This window comes from Streptomyces sp. NBC_01384 (assembly GCF_045040035.1).
Classification (GTDB): domain Bacteria; phylum Actinomycetota; class Actinomycetes; order Streptomycetales; family Streptomycetaceae; genus Streptomyces.
On the sequence record NZ_CP109559.1, the window covers coordinates 9,595,856 to 9,614,344 of the forward strand.

Below are 18,489 nucleotides of genomic sequence, written 5' to 3' on the forward strand. Positions count from 1 at the left end.
GTGAGCGTGTCCCGCGGGGACCAAGGTGATGCCCCGCTCGGCCCAGAGCGTCCCGCTCGACTGACGCCGCAGGGCCGGCGCCATACCGTGCGCCTGCCCATGAGCATGCTCACGTGGCACCCTGGCAGGAGCCCAGCGTTTGGCCGGGCTCCCGCTTTGTGTGCTGCCTGTTGAGGCGTGCCGGTGTCTACGACGAAACCAGCACCAGGGACCACAGCTGAGAGGAGGCGCCGGTGTACGCCTGCTGGACGATCTGCGCGCCGTCGCTGGTGGCTGCTCCGGAAACGCTGAGGGCGAGACCCGAGTTGCGGTTCACCAGCTTGTAGTTGGAGCCGACGGCGACCACCTGCCACTGCTGGTCGTTGCCGCTGTTCTGCACCCACTGCACGGCGTTCGCGCCGCTCGACGTGCTGGCCGCCAGGATGCCGAGGGCTCGGCCGCTGTTCTTGTCGAGCAGCGTGCTGTATCCGCTGCCGACATCCGTGACATGCCACAACTGGTCGGCCGACCCGTTGTCGGTCCACTGGACCACGTTCTTCCCGTCCAGGAGGTCGGCGCCCAACACGCCGAGGGCCTTACCGCTGTTGACGTTGACGAGCTTGTAGTACGCGCCGGTGGAGCTTCCGAAGTCGATGTCCGCGTAGGAGATCGTGGTTGTCCCGCCGACGATCTCGACTCGGCCCGTACTGGGGATGTAGGTGAGGCTGCGGCTGTAGGAGGACGCCATCGTCGTGTGCTGCTGCGTCCACGCGCCGGTGCTGCTTCCGCTGGCGTTCGTCCAGACGTCCCCGCTGCCCGCGGCGTTGAAGAGGATCCGCCCGTTCGGCATGCGCATGAGCACCGGGCTTCCTCCACGGGACAAGGCGCTGGAGCCCGATGTCACCGAGAGCGAGGTGACGCCGGTGCCCGCGGTACCGCCCACCGAGTAGAAGTGCAGCGGATCGCTGGCGATCTTGTAGCGGACGTTGTCACCGCCACCCCAGTATTCGAAGGTCATCATCCACTTGCCGTCACTGGTCTGGACGACAGTGGTCATGCCGGGGCGGCCACCGCCGATCTCGCTGTAACCGGACGAATTGGTGACCGTCGTCCCGGAGACATCGACAACCGGGCTGCTCCACGACGAGCTGACGCCGTCCCACGTCCGGTGCGCAAGGATCTGTGTGGCGGGATCCGGAGTCGTGTTGTTGTTCGGGTCGATCGTCGGGACGCCGGTCGACGAGTCGTAGCCGGTGTAGTCGTTCTCGTCGGAGTAGTAGGCGACGAGCTGGTTGTTGTAGACCATCAGGTACGGTTCCCAAACGGGGTCGTTCTGGTGGTAAGTGTTCTCGGTGGCCGGGTAGTTCGCACCGTTGGACCAGCTGCCCGTCGTGATGACGTTGACGACATTCCACGTCGAGCCCGAGTCGGTGCTCGAGTAAAGCGCAATCGCCGTGTTGCTGCGGTCGCCGTCGTGCGTCGGCGTGTAGTTGGCGTTGGTTGCTTTCTGGCCGAGGTAGTTGTAGTCGTCGCCCGATACGACGGTGGCCATCAGCAGTGTGCCGGATGCGAGATTTCCGACTGCCTGGGGCAGCACGTACAGATACGGGTTGGTCCAGTTACTGACGTACGAGGAGTAGGCGGGGTTCGACGACGCGTACGCCGGTGCCTTGACGTCTGCCAGGTGTTGCCAGGTCGTTCCGTTGTCGTCGCTCTTGTACAACGGCATTGTCTGGCCGTCGGCCGAACCCGAGGCGGCTACCGTCGACTTTTCGAATGCCGCGACGAGCCGTCCGCTCGGCAGCACGGCCGTTTTCGGGTACAGGGCGCAGTTGTTGGTGGCCTTCGTGCAGGATGCGTTGCTCGGGAGCTGGTAGAGGGTGGCTGGAGTCGGCGTGGACGCCTGCGCAGGCATCGCAAAGGTCCACAGTGCCGCGGCTATAGCCAGAACGACGATCAAAGCTTTACGCGGATGTCTTGTGCCTTTCATCTTTCCTCCCGAAAAGATAGACAAGATCGGATCTTGGAGCCCGGAGCGAGCCGGGACCCGTATGCCGGTGGCCGGTGGTTTCTCTCCGACTTGGCGGCGCCAAAGCGGAGGCGGGTTTGTCTTCCCTCAGGCCATTTGGAGCGTCCCGTCCACGCCGCGCCAAGGGGATGCCAAACGTTCGAGTCGCGGACTGAGCCTGCGGATCGGTGCAGTCGAGTCGGCCCTGGGGTATCGGGTTTCCTGATTGGTGAGTGGGCGCATTCACGGCTTATGGCGTACGAGCGGGTCCACCGCTCTACTGTATTCGCTCGTCGCGCCCGATTCCGTCGAGGGCACGCAGTGCGTGAAAGCCGAAGGGAGTCGAACGACCTGTCCGCGGCAACTGTTTGCAGAGGAAGGCAGCGTTGCGGTTGCCTCAACCGTTGACGATGACAGGGGAATCGCTGATGTCACGTCGCTGTCGGTACTTCGCAGACGGCGCGGACCGGATGGGTGGCGGTCCGTTCAAAAGAGGCCGGTAGCGTGCCATTCCGGCTGCGGTTGTAACGCAGTTCCAATGCCTTCGTGCCATCGCGAACAAGGCAACCCCTTCACCTCCTCTGAACTCCCCGACGGGGAGCGGGGATGGGCCAATTATTCGGGCGTGGGGCATCTGTGTCACCAGCGCGTTTCGAAAGTGTTTCGCAGAGGAGCGGTTCGCTGTGTATTGACGTGTCGGCGCACCCTCGCCATCCAAGGCGGTTTCAAATTCCTGATGATCACGTGAGTGTGCAGGTCGCGACGGTATTTTGACGGGTGGTCGGCCCGTTCCGTACGCAACGAAGCTCCGGTTGATGTCGGCGACCGATCAAGTCGCCTGCACCGCCCGGAGCTTCGATGTGCCGTCAGTCCGCCAGCGATTGTCTGGTCAAGTGAGTGTGCTGCCGATCGCCTGCTCGACGGCCGAGTGCGGTGACCATTCGCCGGGGGTTCTTCGTCGGCAGAACGGACGGCTACTTCAACCCGGCCCTGTCGATGGAGGACGTCCGAGACCACTTCGACGAGATCCGCGACGAGACGGGATACACCGTCCCGAAGGATCCGGGCGAGGAGACCGGCCGGTTGTTCAGGACGGTGAGCAGTTGACCAGGGAGCACGGCATCTTGCTCTGGCCGGGCACGTACGAGGTGTAGGCAAACCAGCTGGCCCCGTCGCAGGGCGGGACCAGCCAGAGATCGCCATGCGCAACCGGTTGGTTGACCCGTCGTCCAGGTCGCGACGGGCAGGAGACGGAGCAGTTCGCGGCAGCTGACAGGAGCGAGTGGGCCGCTGGGTTCGCCGACGTGACCGGCGTGGGCACGTGTGATGGCCAGGACCGCGGTGGCGAGCATGCTGATCAGGCGAACACGGAACGGCTACGGCGCCGTGCGTACCCTCGACGATCCACGGGGAGTGAGACCGACGCGGTGCGCTGCTCGTCGTCGATGCAGCAGCCTTGTCACCGGGCCTTTCGTCCTGTTGGCTTGCGGCGGAGTTTCGAGTGGCAGCTCAAAGGCGAGGCGTACGAGTGACAGTTCGGGGCAGCGCACGCGGGGATGCGCAGTACGGTTTGCTGACCGGCATCGCCAGCGAGGCGGGAGTGTCGCTCAGCACCGTGTCGAAGGTCGTGCACCGGCGTGCCGACGTCGGAGCGGCGACGCGAGCCCGGGTCGAGGACCTGCTGGCACGCCACGGGTACGTCCGCCCGGGAGAACCTGATCCCGCGGCGCCGCGTCAGATCATCGCGGTGTTCCGTGACCTGTCGGGGCCGTACACGCTGGAAGTCGTCCGTGGGATTGTGGACGCGGCGGACGAACTGGGCCTGGACGTGGTGACCGGGACGACGGGTCACCGTTCGATCTCCCAGTGGCTTGAGGAGTGCGTGGCACTCGACGCAGCGGGCCTGATCATCGTGATCTCCATGCTGGCCGAGGAAGACCAGCGCCGGATCGTCGAGCGGCGGCTTCCCGTGGTGCTGATCGACCCGCTGAGCGCACCGACTCACGACATTCCGAGCATCGGGGTGACGAACTGGAGCGGGGCCAGGGAAGCGGTGCAACACCTGCTGGGCCTCGGGCACACCCGGATTGGCATGGTCGCGGGCCGTTCGCACTCACTGGCCGGGGCGGCGCGGCTGCATGGCTACCGGGCCGCTCTGGAGGAGGCGGGGATCGCGTACGACCCGGCGATCGTGCGCTCGACCGACTTCGACTTCGAAGAAGGGCTGCTCGCCAGCCTGCAGATCCTGCGCTCCGGCAATCCACCCACCGCCGTCTTCGCGGCAAGTGACGCGCAGGCGCTCGGCGTCCTGGAAGCGGCCCGTCAGCACGGGTTCAGCGTTCCCGAGGACCTGGCGGTCATGTCCTTCGACGACACCCTCGTGGCGGCCATGGCCTGCCCGCCGCTGAGCGCGGTGCGCCAGCCGTTCGAGGAGCTGGGCGCCGAGGCCACCAGGGTGCTCGTGCAACTCGCAGAGGGTCGACCGCCCGCGTCGTCCCGGATCGAGTTGGCGACGGAGCTCGTGCTGCGCACCTCGACTTCGGTGCGCAGTCGAGTCGATACACAGTGAGTGACCGCAGGGCGCACGCGTTGCACCGTTGCGGTTGCCTCGAGGGCGGGCGTCCCGCGTTTGCCCGCCCCTGAGGCCTCAGGCGAGCGGGACGGTCACTGTGGTGGGGACGTGCGGCAGCAGGTGTACGGTCTGCCGCTGGTCCGAGCCGTCACGGCACACGAGGACGATGTCCCGCTCAAGTGGCGATGTGAGAACCACCTTCGTGAGGCCCTCGGACACATCCCACGTCAGCTCGTCGACGCCGACCCCGGCGCGCGTGGCGAGGCCGCGCAGGCTGCCGGACCGCCACTCCGGGGGCCGGGCGGGTAGGAGTTCCACGATCCCGGGCCGGGAGTCGAGCAGCATTTCCACGACCACGGTCGGCAGACAGTGGGCGGCGTCCGCGTTGTAGATCTCCAGATCGGGGTTGTGCGAGGTCATCAGCGACCGGAAGACCATGTTCCGGCCCACGATCTTGAGGACGTTCTCCTTCGCCGTCTCGCTGTCCTTCAGGCGTGCGGCGACCAGGGCGCGGTGCAGGCTGCCGTGCGCGGAGAGGTTCTCGTCACCACGTCGCAGCAGGGCTTCGCGAGCGGCGGCGGCCAGGTCGGGGGTGTCGTCCGGGGTGATGTCGTGCAGCGGCCACACCGGGTAGAGGTGGCTGACGTGCCGGTGGTCGTCGGCGGTCTCCAGTCCCGGCCACGCCCACTCGGCGAGCGCTCCCTGGTCGTCGACGCGGTAGGGCGGCAGCCGCTCCGCCAGCGCGCGCCAGCGGCCGACCGCGGTCTGCTCGATGCCGAGGCGGGTGCAGACGTCGGCGGCGGTGGTGAGGGCGTGCCGGGCCGCGGCCAGGTCCATGGTGGCGTTCACCCCGGACATGCCACGCCCGTTGCGAGGGCCGACCTCGGGGGAGTAGGAGGGGACCAGGACGACGTGTCCGTCGTCGTCCTCGCGGATGAGGAAGTCCTCGAAGAAGACGGCGGCCTCGACGAGCCAGGGGGCGAGGGTGCGGGCGAGGAAGTCGTCGTCGCCGGTCGCCTGCCAGTACTCGTACAGCGGGAACAGCAGCCAGTCCGCGCCCGCCAGCCACATGGTCCAGGGCCAGTCGTCGTTCAGATGGAAGAGCAGCCCGTGTTCGCCGTCCGTCCGGCTGGGGGCAAGGATCCCTCGGGTGCCGTAGATCGTGCGGGCGTTGGTGCGCCAGTCGTCGATCTGCCCGCCGATCAGCGCGGCGTACGGCGCGATGAGTTCGGGCATGCCGGTGAGGACCGCCCAGGCCATCTGGAGGTTGATGTTGGCGTCGGTGGTGTAGTCGCCGGACCAGGCGGCGCCCCATTCCCCCAGCCACAGGCCGGTCAGCCGGGGCGGCAGTACCCCGCTGGAGCTGAGCAGCAGGTAGCGGCCGGAGTGGAACAGCGCCTCAACCAGCGCGCCGTCCAGCGTCTTGGTGTCGGCACGGGCGATCAGCTCGCCCACGGGGAGGCCGCGGTCGCTGTCGGGCACACCCAGGTCGAGTTCGGCGCGGCCGTAGAGCTCGCCGTGGACGGGCGCATGCCGGGAGAGCAACTCGTCGTATTCGGCGGGCAGTTCAGCCAGGACCGCGCGGAGCGCGTCGATGCGGGGGAGGGGCGCCGACCGGTCCATCCGGGTCAGCAGAACGATGCGCGTCGCTCCTTCGACACGGACCGTGTCCCCTTCCGCCACGACCCTGCCGCCCGTGACGACAGCCCGGGTCACGCCGGTGAATCCCGCCGCGCCGGGACCGGGCGGATACTCTCCCACGACGGCGAGTGACGCCTCGCCGTCCCCGGTGACCTCGGCGGACGTCGTGAAGGTGACCTCGGCGGGGCGGCCCGACGACTCTCCGGACAGCCGTATGGCCAGGTCGAGCCGCGGACCGGTGATCTCGACGACAGCGACGGCGTCGGTGCGCGACACGAACGCGCGCCGTACCCACTCCCGTTCCCCGTCGGACCAGGTGACCCTCACCTCACCGGTGGCGAAGTCGGTGACCCGGCGGTAGTGCTCGACAGGGCCGTCCCCGGCCGCCGTATCCACATGAAGCACGTGCCCCGGATGGAAGGACTGTGTCCAGGCCATCGCCCTGCCGTCGGAGAACTCGCGCTGTGCCCGCTCCCGTTCCCCGGCGAGGGCCAGGTCGCGAACCTGTTCAAGACGGTCGGCGACGGCCGGCGGCCGCATCCCGAGGGACTCGTTGGGCAGCACGTAACGGTGGTGGTTGTGAACGATCCGCTCCCGGTGGGGATGCCCGAACACCATGATTCCGTACTCGCCGTTGCCGGAGAGGAAAGCGTCCTCCCAGCGGTCGGCGGGTTGTGTGTCGTGGATGCTGTGCACCGGCATTCCCGGCCTCCCGGAAGTAACGTGCCTGAGCGGCTCGAACAGGCTGCGGGGGAGCCTACAAGAGGCGGCCGATCGGGTCGCGAAAGACTTTCGCAGCCCTTGAGCTCTCGCGTTTCCGCAGGTGTACGCGGCTTTCGGCACTCTTCCCCGGCCTGCCGTGATCGAACCGGCGTGTACGTTCACTCAGCACGCACTCAGAACAGGCCAACGGATGGGGCAGGGGAGGTCCACACCGCAGTGACGGGCCCAACCAGCTCGCGCCGGAACGCCCAGTACGGGCTTCTCGCCTCGATAGCCGACGAGGTCGGCGTCTCGCCTGCGACCGTGTCCAAGGTCGTCCACAGACGGCGTGACGTGTCCGAGGCGACACGCGCCCGCATCGAGGCGCTGCTGGCCGAACGTGGCTTTGTCCGTACTTGGGAGACCGAAGCTCGTCGGCGACGGCAGATCCTTGCGGTGTTCCGGGACCTGGCCGGCCCGTACACCCTCGAAGTGGTCCGCGGCATCGTGGAGTCGGCGGCCGAAATCGGTGTCCACACGACCGTCGGCACGACGAGCCGGCGCTCGATCGCACAGTGGTTGGAGGAGTGTCAGAAGCTGGACGCCCTCGGGGTCGTCATCGTCATCTCCACTCTCGTCGAGCGGGACGAGCGCCGGATCCTGGAGCAGCGGATTCCGGTGGTGCTCGTCGATCCCCTGAACGCGCCGTCCGCGGACATCCCCAGTGTCGGGGTGGCGAACTGGCACGGCGCGACGACCGCTGTCCAGCACCTGATCGACCTCGGGCACCGCCGCATCTGCATGCTGGCCGGCCGGTCGCACTCCCTGGCCGGGTCCGCGCGCCTGCACGGCTACCGGGCCGCCCTGACGGAGGCCGGGATCCCTTACGACGCCACGCTCGTGCGCTCGACGGACTTCGACTACGGCGAGGCACTGCGCGCCGCCCGCAGTGTGCTGGAGCGGGGCGAGAGACCGACCGCTCTCTTCGCCGCGAGTGACGTCCAGGCGCTCGGCGCTCTGGAGGCCGCCCGGCAACTGGGCATCGCCGTACCGCGCCGGCTGTCGGTGATGTCGTTCGACGACACCCTCGTGGCCGCCATGGCCTCGCCGCCGCTGAGTGCGGTGAGGCAGCCGTTCAGGGAACTGGGCCAGGAGGCCACGCGTGTCCTGTTGAACCTCGCCGAGGGCCGGCCTCCCGCCACGACGCGCAGGGAACTCGCGACGGAACTGGTCGTGCGCATGTCCACGGCGCCGCCCGAAACCGGGAAATAGGGACGAACCTGAGCCGGTTTCGCAAGCCCTCGGACTGCGAAAGTCTTTCGGAAGTGATTTCGCTCCGATATTGCCGCGGCCGAATTGCGCCGCTTAACGTGACCGACGCCAGCTCAACCGCAGGAGCAACGGAACCGCAACACTTGCGCAACAGCGCCTGACGGTCATGGCCATTGACCCAGATCCCTCAGTGCGGGCAGGCCCGGGACGGCCTGCCGGGTGCAGTGCACCCGCGAAGGGGATCCTGCCGACTCGAAAGGTGTTCAACGATGAACAGTGTGTCCCGGAGATGGTTCCTCACCGCTACGGCGGCGACCACGCTGAGCGTCACCGTGGCCGGCTGTGGTTCGTCCGGCAGCTCCACGTCCTCGCCCACGGGCAACGTTGACTTCTGGACGCTGCAGGACCCGACCAACTCGGTCCAGAAGGCGGCGGTGGACACCTTCAACTCCGCCGGCAAGGGCAAGGTCAGCATGGCCGTGATCGCCAGGGACGGGTACAAGGACAAGCTGCGGACCGCGATGGGCTCGGCGAAGATGCCCGGGGTGTTCTTCAGCTGGGGCGGCGGCAGCCTGACCGACTACGTCACGGCCGGCAAGCTGGTCACACTGGACACGGCCCTGGAGTCGCGCTTCCTGCCGTCCGCGCTGGCCGCGGGCAAGGTCGGCGGCAAGCTGGTCGGCATCCCCTGCCGGGGCACCCAGCCGGTGTTCCTCTTCTACAACAAGAAGGTCTTCGCCGACGCGGGCGTCGAGCCGCCGACGACCTACGCCGAGCTGCAGAACCTGGTCAAGGTCTTCAAGGGCAAGGGGGTCACGCCCTTCGCGCTCGCCGGCAACGCCAGCTACTCGTGGACCGAGCTGATGTGGGTCGAGTACCTCGTCGACCGCCTCGCGGGGCCGAAGCTGTTCGACAAGATCCAGGGCGGCGACTGGTCGCAGTGGAAGGACCCCGCCATCCTCAAGACCGCGCAGATGATCAAGGAGCTGGTGGACAGCGGCGCGTTCGGCGAGAAGTTCGGATCGGTCAACTACGGCCCCGGCGGCACCACCACCCTGCTCAACAAGGGCAAGGCGGCGATGGTGCTGATGGGTTCGTGGGAGTACGCCCAGCAGCAGAGTGAGGCCCCCGACTTCGCGAAGAACAGCCTGGGATACGTGGCCTTCCCCTCCGTGGAGGGAGGCAAGGGCGATGCCGGCAACGTGGTCGGCAACCCCACGAACTACCTTTCGGTGACCACTTCCGCCGCCAAGCAGACCGCGACGGACTTCCTGAAGACCACCTACAGCGACAGCTACGTGCAGGGACTGGTCGAGAAGGGTGAGGTGCCGGTCATCTCCAACGCCGCGAAGTACCTCACCAAGGCGGCCGACCCGGCGTACGCCCAGTTCCAGTACGACCTGGTGCAGAAGGCCCCTTCCTTCACCCAGTCCTGGGACCAGGCGCTCGGCCTCACTCTCGGCACGCCGCTGCTGACCGAGATCCAGAAGCTGTTCAACGGGCAGAGTTCGCCGGAGCAGTTCGTCAGCGCGGTTCTGGCGATCAAGAAGTAGGAAGGCGCGTCCACGTGGTCTCCGCAACGACTTCACGGCCCATGCGCAAGCAGCGGGTGCGTGACCGGGCCGCTCCGCCCACCCTGGAGCGGCCCGGCGTGGCCTGGGCGGTTCCCGGGCTGCTGTTCTTCCTCGTCTTCGCCGTCGCGCCGATGGTGGGCGTGCTCTACCTCTCCTTCACGCACTGGGACGGCCTGAACCCACCGCAGTTCACCGGTGCGGCGAACTGGTCGCGGTTCTTCGGCGACAGTCAGGTCTGGCAGTCCACCCTGGTCACGGGGGTCCTGCTGATCGGGAACATCGTGGTACAGGCGCCGGTCAGCATCCTGCTGGGCGTCTGGGCGGCCGGTCACCAGCGCAACCGGGCGATCCTGTCGGCGGTGTTCTTCCTGCCGCTGCTGCTGTCCACGGCGGCCACGGCCATCATGTGGCGCCAGCTGCTGGACCCGAACTTCGGCCTGCCGTCCAAGTTCGAGTGGCTGTTCGGCACCAATCCGATGGGCACCCAGCAGGGCGCGATCGCCTGCCTGGTCCTCGTCACCACCTGGCAGTTCGTCCCCTTCCACAGCCTGCTCTACCAGGGCGCCGCCCGGGCCATCCCGCACACGCTCTACCAGGCGGCCGCGATCGACGGCGCGGGGCGGGTCCGGCAGTTCGTCCACATCACACTGCCGCAGCTGCGCAACACGATGATCACTTCGACCATCTTCATGGTCGTCGGCGGTCTCACGGCCTTCGACATCGTCCTGCTGCTGACCAACGGCGGCCCCGGCACCGACACGGCGATCCTGCCGTTCTCCATGTACCAGACGGCCTTCCGGACATACGACTACGGCTACGCGAGCGCCATCGCCAGCTTCCTGCTGGTGCTCGCCACCGCCGCCTCCGTCATCCTCACGAAGCTCAGCGGGTACGACAAGATGACGAGCACGATGGAGGGGCTGTGAGGACGCGCCCGAACTACCTCGCCGGCGCCGCCGCCCTCGTCTGGCTGGTGATCATCGGCGTCCCGCTGTACGCGCTGGTGAACACGGCGGTACAGCCGCAGACGAAGTACACCGACAAGGGCCCCGTCTCGATCCCCGACGCCGTGACCCTGGACAACTTCCGCACGGTTCTGGACAGCGGCTTCCTGCAGTACATCTGGAACACCGTCGTGGTCGCGGTGGCCACGGTCGCCATCGTGCTGGCGCTCGCGGTCCCGATCAGCTACGCCGTGGTGCGTGGGCGGGGCTGGATGACCAAGGGTGTGTTCCGCCTGTTCCTGCTGGGCCTGGCGATCCCCTCCCAGGCGGTGATCATCCCGCTCTTCCTGATCATCAACAATCTCGGCCTCTACGACACCCTGTGGGGCATCATCCTGCCCACCGCCGCGTTCGCGCTGCCGGTGAGCGTGCTGGTCCTCAGCGGCGGGATGCGGGACATCTCCAACGAGCTGTACGAGGCCATGGCGCTGGACGGCGCGAGCCCGGCGCGGACCCTGCTGACGCTGGTCGTCCCGATGTCGAAGTCGGCCATCGCGACCACATGCGTCTTCACGGCCCTCCAGGCGTGGAACGGCTTCCTGTTCCCGCTGATCATGACCCAGTCGAACGACAACAAGCTGGTGACGCTGGGCCTGTACAACTTCGTCTCCGAGTACGGGGCGAACGTGCCGGCCCTGCTGGCCGCGGTGCTGATGTCCGCTGTCCCCATCCTCGTCGTCTACCTCTTCGCCCGCCGCGCCCTCGTCGCGGGTCTGATGGGAGCCGGCGGCAAGTAACGGTGCCGCGTCCCGCCGGGTTCGCCGAACCGGGACGCCACCCCGTTCGGGGCCCGGACGCCGAAAGGCGCCGACTCACCCGCGCGACGCGGTCCGGCGTGTCTGCCTCCCCATGACCGCCGGACCGGCGTCCGGGCCCACTCCCTTCCCGGTCGGCGGTGCCTCCGCGACCTCCTCGACCACTCGCGCGGTTCTCGCGCACCCGCAACAGAACGGATGAGACCTTGACGATCAGCGACGAGCGCCCGACGACCGGGCTGTGGAACGATCCCGCCCTGCCGGCGTCCGTTCGCGCGCGGGCCCTCCTCGACACCATGACCAGGGCCGAGAAGGTCGCACAGCTCGGCAGCACCTGGCCCGGCCACGACGAGTCCGGAGACGTGGCCCCGATGCAGGACACCTTCCGCGGCGCCGAGAGCTTCGAAGAAGCGATCGTCGACGGTCTCGGGCATCTGACCCGGGTATTCGGTACGGCGCCGGTCGACCCGGAGGCGGGCCGCAAGCGCCTCGCGGAGTTCCAGGAGCGGGTGACGGCGGCGAACCGCTTCGGCATCCCGGCCATCGCCCACGAGGAGTGCCTCACCGGGTTCACCACCTGGCAGGCCACGGTCTACCCCACACCGCTCGCCTGGGCGGCCACCTTCAACCCCGCCCTCGTCCACCGTATGGCGGCGGCCATCGGCTCGGACATGGCGGCCGTCGGCGTCCACCAGGGACTGTCACCCGTCGTGGACGTCGTACGCGACTACCGCTGGGGCCGAGTGGAGGAGACCCTCGGTGAGGACCCCTACCTGGTTTCGGAACTCGGCCTGTCCTACGTGCAGGGGCTGCAGTCGGCCGGCGTCGTCGCCACGCTGAAGCACTTCGCCGGCTACTCCGCCTCCAGGGCAGCCCGCAACCACGCCCCCGCCGCTGTCGGTCCCCGCGAACTCGCCGATCTGATCCTCGTGCCGTTCGAGAAGGCCGTGGTGAAGGGCCGGGTCGGCTCGGTCATGAACGCCTACAACGACATAGACGGCGTGCCCTGTGGTGCCAGCGAGGAACTCCTGACCCGGCTGCTGCGCGAGAGCTGGGGATTCGAGGGCACGGTGGTGTCCGACTACTGGGCGATCGCGTTCCTCGCCTCCCTGCACCACGTGGCGGCCGACATCCCGGGCGCGGCACGTGCCGCGCTCCGGGCCGGAATCGACGTCGAACTGCCCCACACCACCGCATACGGGGAGCCGCTCTTGGACGACGGCGCGTCGTTGGATCTCGTCGACCGCGCCGTGCTGCGGGTCCTGACCCAGAAGGCCGAACTCGGCCTGCTCGATCCCGACTGGAATCCCGGGCGCTACACCGCTCCTGCTGACTTCGACTCGGCCCGAAACCGCTCCATCGCCCGCGCGCTGGCCGAGGAGTCCGTCGTCCTGCTCGACAACCCCTCGGACCTGCTGCCACTCGCCGGCGCGCGCTCCGTCGCCGTCATCGGTCCCGCGGCCGACGACGTCCGGTGCCTGTTCGGCTGCTACTCGTTCCCCAACCACGTACTGCCCCACCACCCCGACACCCCCCTGGGCGTCGAGGCGCCCACGGTGCTCCACGCCTTCCGGCGCGAGTTCCCCGACGCCGAGGTCCGCCACGAGACCGGTTGCCAGGTCACCGGGGACGACCGCAGTGGCATCGCCGCCGCGGTGACTGCCGCCGCCGCGGCCGACGTGACGGTCCTCGTCGTCGGTGACCGCTCCGGGATGTTCGGACACGGTTCCTCCGGCGAGGGCTGCGACGTCAGCGTGCTGACACTCCCCGGAGTCCAGGACGAACTGGTGGAGGCCGTCCTCGACGCCGCGAACCAAGCCGTCCTCGTCGTCCTTTCGGGCCGCCCGTACGCCATCGGCCGGCACGCCCGGCGGGCGGGCGCCACCGTCCAGGCGTTCTTCCCCGGCGAGGAAGGGGCGGCGGCCATCGCCGGTGTCCTCTCGGGCCGGATCAACCCCTCCGGGCGCCTTCCGGTCCAGATCCCGGGCGACGAGGCGGGCCAGCCGGGCACCTACCTGGCGCCTCCGCTCGCCCTCAAGAGCGACGGCGTGAGCAACATCGACCCCACACCCGCGTTCCCGTTCGGGCACGGTCTGTCGTACACGACCTTCGAGATCGAGAGCGCGTCCGTCGACGAAGCCGTAGTGTCCGTCGACGCGACGATCACGTTGCGGGCCAGGGTCTCCAACACCGGTGAGCGCCGGGGGACTTTCGTTCCCCAGCTCTACCTCACCGACCCGGTCGCCTCGGTCACCCGCCCGGTCCGCCAGCTCATCGCGTTCACCCGCGTCGACCTTGCCGCCGGTGAGACCCGTGTCGTCGAGTTCGAGGTCCACACGGACATGGCCGGCTTCACCGGGAGAGACCTTCGCCGACGTGTCGAACCCGGTGACCTCATGCTCACCGTCGCCCGGTCGGCGGGCGACCGCGGCGTTCCGGTCCAGGTGACCCTGCAAGGAGACGAGCGCATTGTCGACCGCACCCGCACCATGACCACGCCCGTCAGGGTGCTCCCGGCCTGACCTCAGGTAGTCCGTCGGCCAGGAGGCTTCCCGGGTCAGGTCCGGGGAGCCTCCTTTGCATCCCATGTCCAGCGACTCACAACGGGTTGCGGGGATGCACGTGAGACGAACTGGCGTGAGCCGCCAAGGGGCGCGTCATTGGTATTGCGGCTGACCGCACACTGGCCTCTGGCGCGGGACTACGTGACCAGCCGCGCTCACTCGGAGACCATGATCCGCTGGGCGGTGATCGGCATCATGCTTAGGCGACTCATCCGCAATGGACCAGCTGTCCGCCCAGGCCCCCGACCTCTCACGCAGAGCTCTGCTGGATGACCGGACTGTCCGCTGCCGGTGGACCTCGGCGGCGGCTGGTACCGGTCGCCCGAAGGCCTGGACTACGGTTCGGGATCGGCTGAGGGGCACCGCATCACCCATGTCATGCAGTACACCCGGGACAACCCCGCGAAGCCCGCTCACGGAGTGTTCGACACGGGCAACCAGGGGGTGCTGGAGACAGTCGACGAGGCATGGAACCGGCGGGCCGCAGCGGTGTCGGTCAACCAACAGGGCGCTCGTACCACCTACATCATCCCGATGGCCCGGCAGGTGGGTTACAACCCCGGAGAAGAATATATTTCGATCACCGTCGAACACGGCAACGAAGTGATCACGGCCTTTCCGAGGAGTTGGAACTGATGGAAAAGGTTGCCTGCGCCCACTGTGGCCAGGACTGGGTACGCTGCTACGAGCGCAAGGACACGGGCAAGAAATTCTTCCTGTGCCCGGAATGCGAGTCCGTATGGGAACTGGAGGACGACCTCCACGAGGACACGGACATGTACTTGAGCGAGTACCTGCTGACCGGAGATCCCGCGAAGGACTGGGAGATCATCACTCCGTGTGCCTGAGCGAATGGTGACGCGGGCGGCATTCGCCGGCGACCGCCCGCTGTCGGCGCACACCGTAACCGCCTACGATCTGTCCAGCCTGTTGCCGCGGCGACACCCCACCTGACCTGCGCTGTACCAAAGTGCCAACTATCTCTCCGCTGCCGTTCCTGCGGTTGCTGAATCTACTTGGCATCAACGCAGGTCACGAACGTTGCTCAGTGCCAACTAGCGATCCTCGTCACAGTTAACCTGACAGGGTGGACGCCCTTCGAACAGGTGACCAAGGGCCTCTCGGCCCCCCTCGGACAGGTGACCCGGGGTTCTTCGGACCCTCCTCGGTGACCTGGCAGATGCACGGCGACCCCATGATGTGGGTCGCCGGGATCCGCGCGCTCTATCTGCAGGCACTGCACCCGCGCACGGTCCGCGGCGTCCTGCAGAACTCGGACTTCCGGCGCGACGCCTGGGGCCGGCTGATGCGCACCGCGAACTTCGTCGGGACGACGACGTACGGCACCACCGAGGCCGCCGAGAAGGCGGGCGCCCGGGTCCGGAAGATCCACACCCTGCTCAAGGCCACCGACCCGGACACGGGGGAGCGGTACCGGATCGACGAACCCGAGCTGTTGTTGTGGGTGCACTGCGCCGAGATCGACTCCTATCTGCACGTCCTGCGCCGCTCGGGGTTCCGGCTGACGGAAGCGCAGGCCGACCGCTACGTCGGCGAACACCAGGTCAGCGCCCGTCTGGTGGGCCTCGACCCCGCCGACGTACCCTCGAATCAGGGGGAGTTGGCCGCCTACTTCGAGAAGGTGCTGCCGGAGCTCGCCGCCGGGCCCGAGGCGCGTGACGTGGACGACTTCCTGTTGCGCCCGCCGATCCACCCGTTGCTCCTCCCGGCGCGCGCCCTGCTGTGGCGGCGCGTGGCGCACCTGGCGTACGCCTCCCTGCCGCCGTACGCCCACGAGTTGTACGGCAGAGCGGCACCAGCCCCGGCGACGGTGACCCGGCGCCTGCGTGTCACGGGCACCTTGCTGCGCTGCGTTCCCGCACGTCTTCGCTGGCAACTCCCGCCCAGACACATTCTGCGCGCCATGGCACGGCTCGGCCCCGGCTCCCGCCCGGCGCCGTACAAAGTCGGCAGATAACTCGCCATACTGGACGGGCCAGGGGAGGGCGCGGCGAGCAGCGACGGGGGCGATCGCACGAGATGGCGGAGACCAGGCTGATCCAGAGCCGGTACCGACTGCTCGATCTGATCGGGCGGGGAGGTATGGGTGAGGTATGGCGCGCCCGCGACGAGTCGCTGGGACGGCAGGTCGCCGTGAAGTGCCTCAAGCCCCTCGGCCCGCACCACGATCAGTCCTTCACCCGTGTCCTGCGGGAGAGATTCCGGCGCGAGGCCCGGGTGGCCGCGGCGCTGCAGCACCGCGGGGTGACCGTGGTGCACGACTTCGGCGAGTCCGACGGCGTGCTCTATCTGGTGATGGAACTGCTGGAGGGGCGCAACCTCAGCCAGCTCCTGGAGGACAACAAGCAGCATCCGTTACCCGTCGCCGACGTCGTCGACATCGCCGACCAGGTGGCCGCGGCCCTCGCCTACACCCATCAACAGGGCATTGTGCACCGCGACTTGAAGCCCGCCAACATCATGCGGCTGGCCGACGGAACGGTGAAGATCTGTGACTTCGGCATCGCGCGCCTCGGCCACGACATCGGGTTCACGGCCCGGCTGACCGGTACCGGTGTCGCGATGGGCACCCCGCACTACATGTCGCCGGAGCAGATCAGCGGTGCCCAGGTCGACCAGCGCAGCGATCTGTACTCCTTCGGATGTGTGCTCTACGAAATCGTCACCGGGGCGCCGCCGTTCGACCTCGACGACGCCTGGGCGATCCTCGTCGGACACCGCGACACACCTCCCGAGCCGCCGCGCCACCACCGCGCCGAACTCCCCGAGTACTTCGAGCGGATCATCCTGGATCTGCTGGCCAAGGAGCCGGAGCAACGCCCGCAGGACGCGCGCGAGCTCGGCCGCCGGATCGGCGCGGGCCGTACGGCTCCGCTGTATGTGCCCACCGTCGTGTCCCCGGCCGTGGACCACCCCGCCCGTGAGCAGCGGATGCTGGAGCCCTCGACGCAGGCACCGTCGCCCGCCCCCGCCCCCGCCCCCGCCCCCGCGCTCTCGCCCTCACGTGAACCCCGGCTGCCCTCCTGGACCCGGGGCATGACCACCGGTCACAAGGCGGCCGGCGGCGGACTGGGCGGCACCCCGCCGGACGCGGCGGCGGGCCTGACCGGCGACTGGACCGCGCGCCCGGCCACGGCGGCTCCCGAAGTGCCGGGGCGCATCGAACGCCCCACCCCTTCACCGGAGTTGCTCACCACCTTGGCGGGACGGCACAACGCCGGACTGAGCCTGGAGCGGCTCGGCCGGTGGACCGAGGCGGGCGAGGTGCACCGCGCGGTGGCCGTCGAACGGGAACACGCCCTCGGCCCCGACCACCCCGACACGCTCGCCAGCCGCTACGAGGTGGGCTTCACCCTCAGCCGCACCGGGCGCGCCGCCGAGGCGCTGCGCGAGTACGCGCGGGTCGCCCAGGGCCGGGAGCGGGTGCTCGGCCCCGACCACCCCGACACCCTGGCCGCCCGCCAGGAAATGGCCTACGTGCTCGGCCAGTTGGGGCGCCACTTCGAGGCGCACCAGGCGTACACCTCCGTGCTCGCCGCCCGGGAGCGCGCCATGGGCCCCGATCACCCCGACACCCTGCGCTGCCGCCACAACCTCGCCTTCAACCTGAGCAGGCTGGGACGCCTGGAGGACTCGTACCGGATGGCGAGCGAGGTTGCCGCCGCGCGTACCCGGGTGCTCGGGGCGAACCACCCCGACACACTCGTCACTCGCTACGAAGTGGCCTACGCGCTTGGTCAGTTGGGACACTGGCCCGAGGCACTGGAGACCTACCAGGAGGTGGCCGAGGCGCGCGCCCAGGCGCTCGGCCCCGACCACCCGGACACCCTCTCCGCCCGCTACGAGGTCGGCATCAGCCTCGGCCGGCTGGGCCGCAGCGCACAGGCCCTGGAGCTGTACCGCGACCTGATCGACGACCGCACCCGGGTGCACGGCCCCACCCACCCCGAGACCCTGCGCGCCCGGCACGGCCTCGGCGTCAACCTCGGCCGGATGGGGCGCTGGGAGGAGGCGCTCGCCGAGTCCCGTGACGTGTGCGCGATCCGCGAGCGGGTCCTCGGCCCCGACCACCCGGACACCCTCGTCAGCCGCCGCGAGGTCGCGGTCGGCCTCGGCTGGCTCGGCCGCTGGCCCGACGCCCTCGCCGAGTACCGCGCCGTCGCCACCGCTCGCGAGCGCGTCCTCGGCCCCGATCACCCCGACGCCCTGGCCAGCCGCAACGACGAGGCGCACTGTCTGGAGCAGCTGGGGCGAGGACAGGAGGCGGTGGAGCTGTACCGGAGGGTGGCGGCGCTGCGCCAGCAGCGGGCGGCGCAGGGCCGCTGACGGCCCGTCTCGGCGGGTCCGACCGCACGGGCGGCCGACCGGCCCGGCCGGACTGCCGCTGCGGGCCTGCC

Annotated in this window: 13 protein-coding genes; 11 read left to right on the top strand and 2 right to left on the bottom strand. The window is 68.7% G+C overall.

What is annotated here, in order from left to right:
• Nucleotides 1–187: 187 nt before the first annotated feature.
• Nucleotides 188–1,894: an RICIN domain-containing protein gene (locus tag OG747_RS44185; RefSeq protein WP_405884997.1), complete on the bottom strand. Its 1,707-nt coding sequence runs from the start codon at nt 1,892–1,894 to the stop codon at nt 188–190.
• 1,026 nt (nt 1,895–2,920) lie between these two features.
• Between OG747_RS44185 and OG747_RS44190 the strand changes: the two genes are divergently transcribed.
• Both OG747_RS44190 and OG747_RS44195 read left to right on the top strand, forming a co-directional pair.
• The gene (locus OG747_RS44190) at nt 2,921–3,094 is read left to right on the top strand and encodes a hypothetical protein (RefSeq protein ID WP_405884998.1); all 174 of its coding nucleotides are present in this window, start codon (nt 2,921–2,923) and stop codon (nt 3,092–3,094) included.
• A 421-nt stretch (nt 3,095–3,515) separates the two neighbouring features.
• Nucleotides 3,516–4,556 carry a LacI family DNA-binding transcriptional regulator gene (locus tag OG747_RS44195; RefSeq protein WP_405884999.1) on the top strand — a complete coding sequence of 347 codons (1,041 nt, stop codon included), beginning with the start codon at nt 3,516–3,518 and terminating at the stop codon, nt 4,554–4,556.
• Nucleotides 4,557–4,634: 78 nt separating this feature from the next.
• Here OG747_RS44195 and OG747_RS44200 read toward each other — a convergent pair whose 3' ends face one another.
• Nucleotides 4,635–6,902, bottom strand: a complete 2,268-nt coding sequence (locus tag OG747_RS44200; RefSeq protein WP_405885000.1) for a glycosyl hydrolase family 95 catalytic domain-containing protein — start codon at nt 6,900–6,902, stop codon at nt 4,635–4,637.
• A gap of 237 nt (nt 6,903–7,139) precedes the next feature.
• Here OG747_RS44200 and OG747_RS44205 point away from each other — a divergent pair, with 237 nt between their 5' ends.
• The 9 genes from OG747_RS44205 to OG747_RS44245 all read left to right on the top strand — a co-directional run bounded on the left by OG747_RS44205 (nt 7,140) and on the right by OG747_RS44245 (nt 18,418).
• A complete protein-coding gene (locus tag OG747_RS44205; RefSeq protein ID WP_405885001.1) occupies nt 7,140–8,174 on the top strand; it encodes a LacI family DNA-binding transcriptional regulator in 1,035 nt (344 codons plus the stop codon).
• Between the two features lie 269 nt (nt 8,175–8,443).
• The gene (locus OG747_RS44210) at nt 8,444–9,727 is read left to right on the top strand and encodes an ABC transporter substrate-binding protein (RefSeq protein WP_405885002.1); all 1,284 of its coding nucleotides are present in this window, start codon (nt 8,444–8,446) and stop codon (nt 9,725–9,727) included.
• Between the two features lie 41 nt (nt 9,728–9,768).
• On the top strand, nt 9,769–10,674 hold the full coding sequence (locus OG747_RS44215; RefSeq protein WP_405885003.1) for a carbohydrate ABC transporter permease: 906 nt from the start codon (nt 9,769–9,771) through the stop codon (nt 10,672–10,674).
• The gene (locus OG747_RS44220) at nt 10,671–11,489 is read left to right on the top strand and encodes a carbohydrate ABC transporter permease (RefSeq protein ID WP_405885004.1); all 819 of its coding nucleotides are present in this window, start codon (nt 10,671–10,673) and stop codon (nt 11,487–11,489) included. The genes OG747_RS44215 and OG747_RS44220 overlap by 4 nt, the downstream gene beginning before the upstream one ends.
• Before the next feature lie 224 nt (nt 11,490–11,713).
• Nucleotides 11,714–14,029, top strand: coding sequence for a beta-glucosidase (locus OG747_RS44225; RefSeq protein ID WP_405885005.1), 2,316 nt, complete (start codon nt 11,714–11,716; stop codon nt 14,027–14,029).
• 333 nt (nt 14,030–14,362) lie between these two features.
• Entirely contained in the window at nt 14,363–14,707 is a 345-nt protein-coding gene (locus OG747_RS44230; protein ID WP_405885006.1) for a hypothetical protein, read from the top strand.
• Nucleotides 14,707–14,919 carry a hypothetical protein gene (locus OG747_RS44235; RefSeq protein ID WP_405885007.1) on the top strand — a complete coding sequence of 71 codons (213 nt, stop codon included), beginning with the start codon at nt 14,707–14,709 and terminating at the stop codon, nt 14,917–14,919. The genes OG747_RS44230 and OG747_RS44235 overlap by 1 nt, the downstream gene beginning before the upstream one ends.
• 332 nt (nt 14,920–15,251) lie before the next feature.
• A complete protein-coding gene (locus tag OG747_RS44240) occupies nt 15,252–16,049 on the top strand; it encodes an oxygenase MpaB family protein (protein ID WP_405886019.1) in 798 nt (265 codons plus the stop codon).
• Nucleotides 16,050–16,111: 62 nt separating this feature from the next.
• Nucleotides 16,112–18,418, top strand: coding sequence for a tetratricopeptide repeat protein (locus OG747_RS44245; RefSeq protein ID WP_405885008.1), 2,307 nt, complete (start codon nt 16,112–16,114; stop codon nt 18,416–18,418).
• Nucleotides 18,419–18,489 lie beyond the last annotated feature (71 nt).

Excerpts from the sequence above, each read along its gene's own strand:
- OG747_RS44185 (WP_405884997.1), bottom strand. The coding sequence starts at position 1,894 with ATGCCTGCGCAGGCGTCCACGCCGACTCCAGCCACCCTCTACCAGCTC.
- OG747_RS44245 (WP_405885008.1), top strand. The coding sequence starts at position 16,112 with ATGGCGGAGACCAGGCTGATCCAGAGCCGGTACCGACTGCTCGATCTG.
- OG747_RS44235 (WP_405885007.1), top strand. The coding sequence starts at position 14,707 with ATGGAAAAGGTTGCCTGCGCCCACTGTGGCCAGGACTGGGTACGCTGC.
- OG747_RS44200 (WP_405885000.1), bottom strand. The coding sequence starts at position 6,902 with ATGCCGGTGCACAGCATCCACGACACACAACCCGCCGACCGCTGGGAG.
- OG747_RS44215 (WP_405885003.1), top strand. The coding sequence starts at position 9,769 with ATGCGCAAGCAGCGGGTGCGTGACCGGGCCGCTCCGCCCACCCTGGAG.
- OG747_RS44240 (WP_405886019.1), top strand. The coding sequence starts at position 15,252 with ATGCACGGCGACCCCATGATGTGGGTCGCCGGGATCCGCGCGCTCTAT.
- OG747_RS44210 (WP_405885002.1), top strand. The coding sequence starts at position 8,444 with ATGAACAGTGTGTCCCGGAGATGGTTCCTCACCGCTACGGCGGCGACC.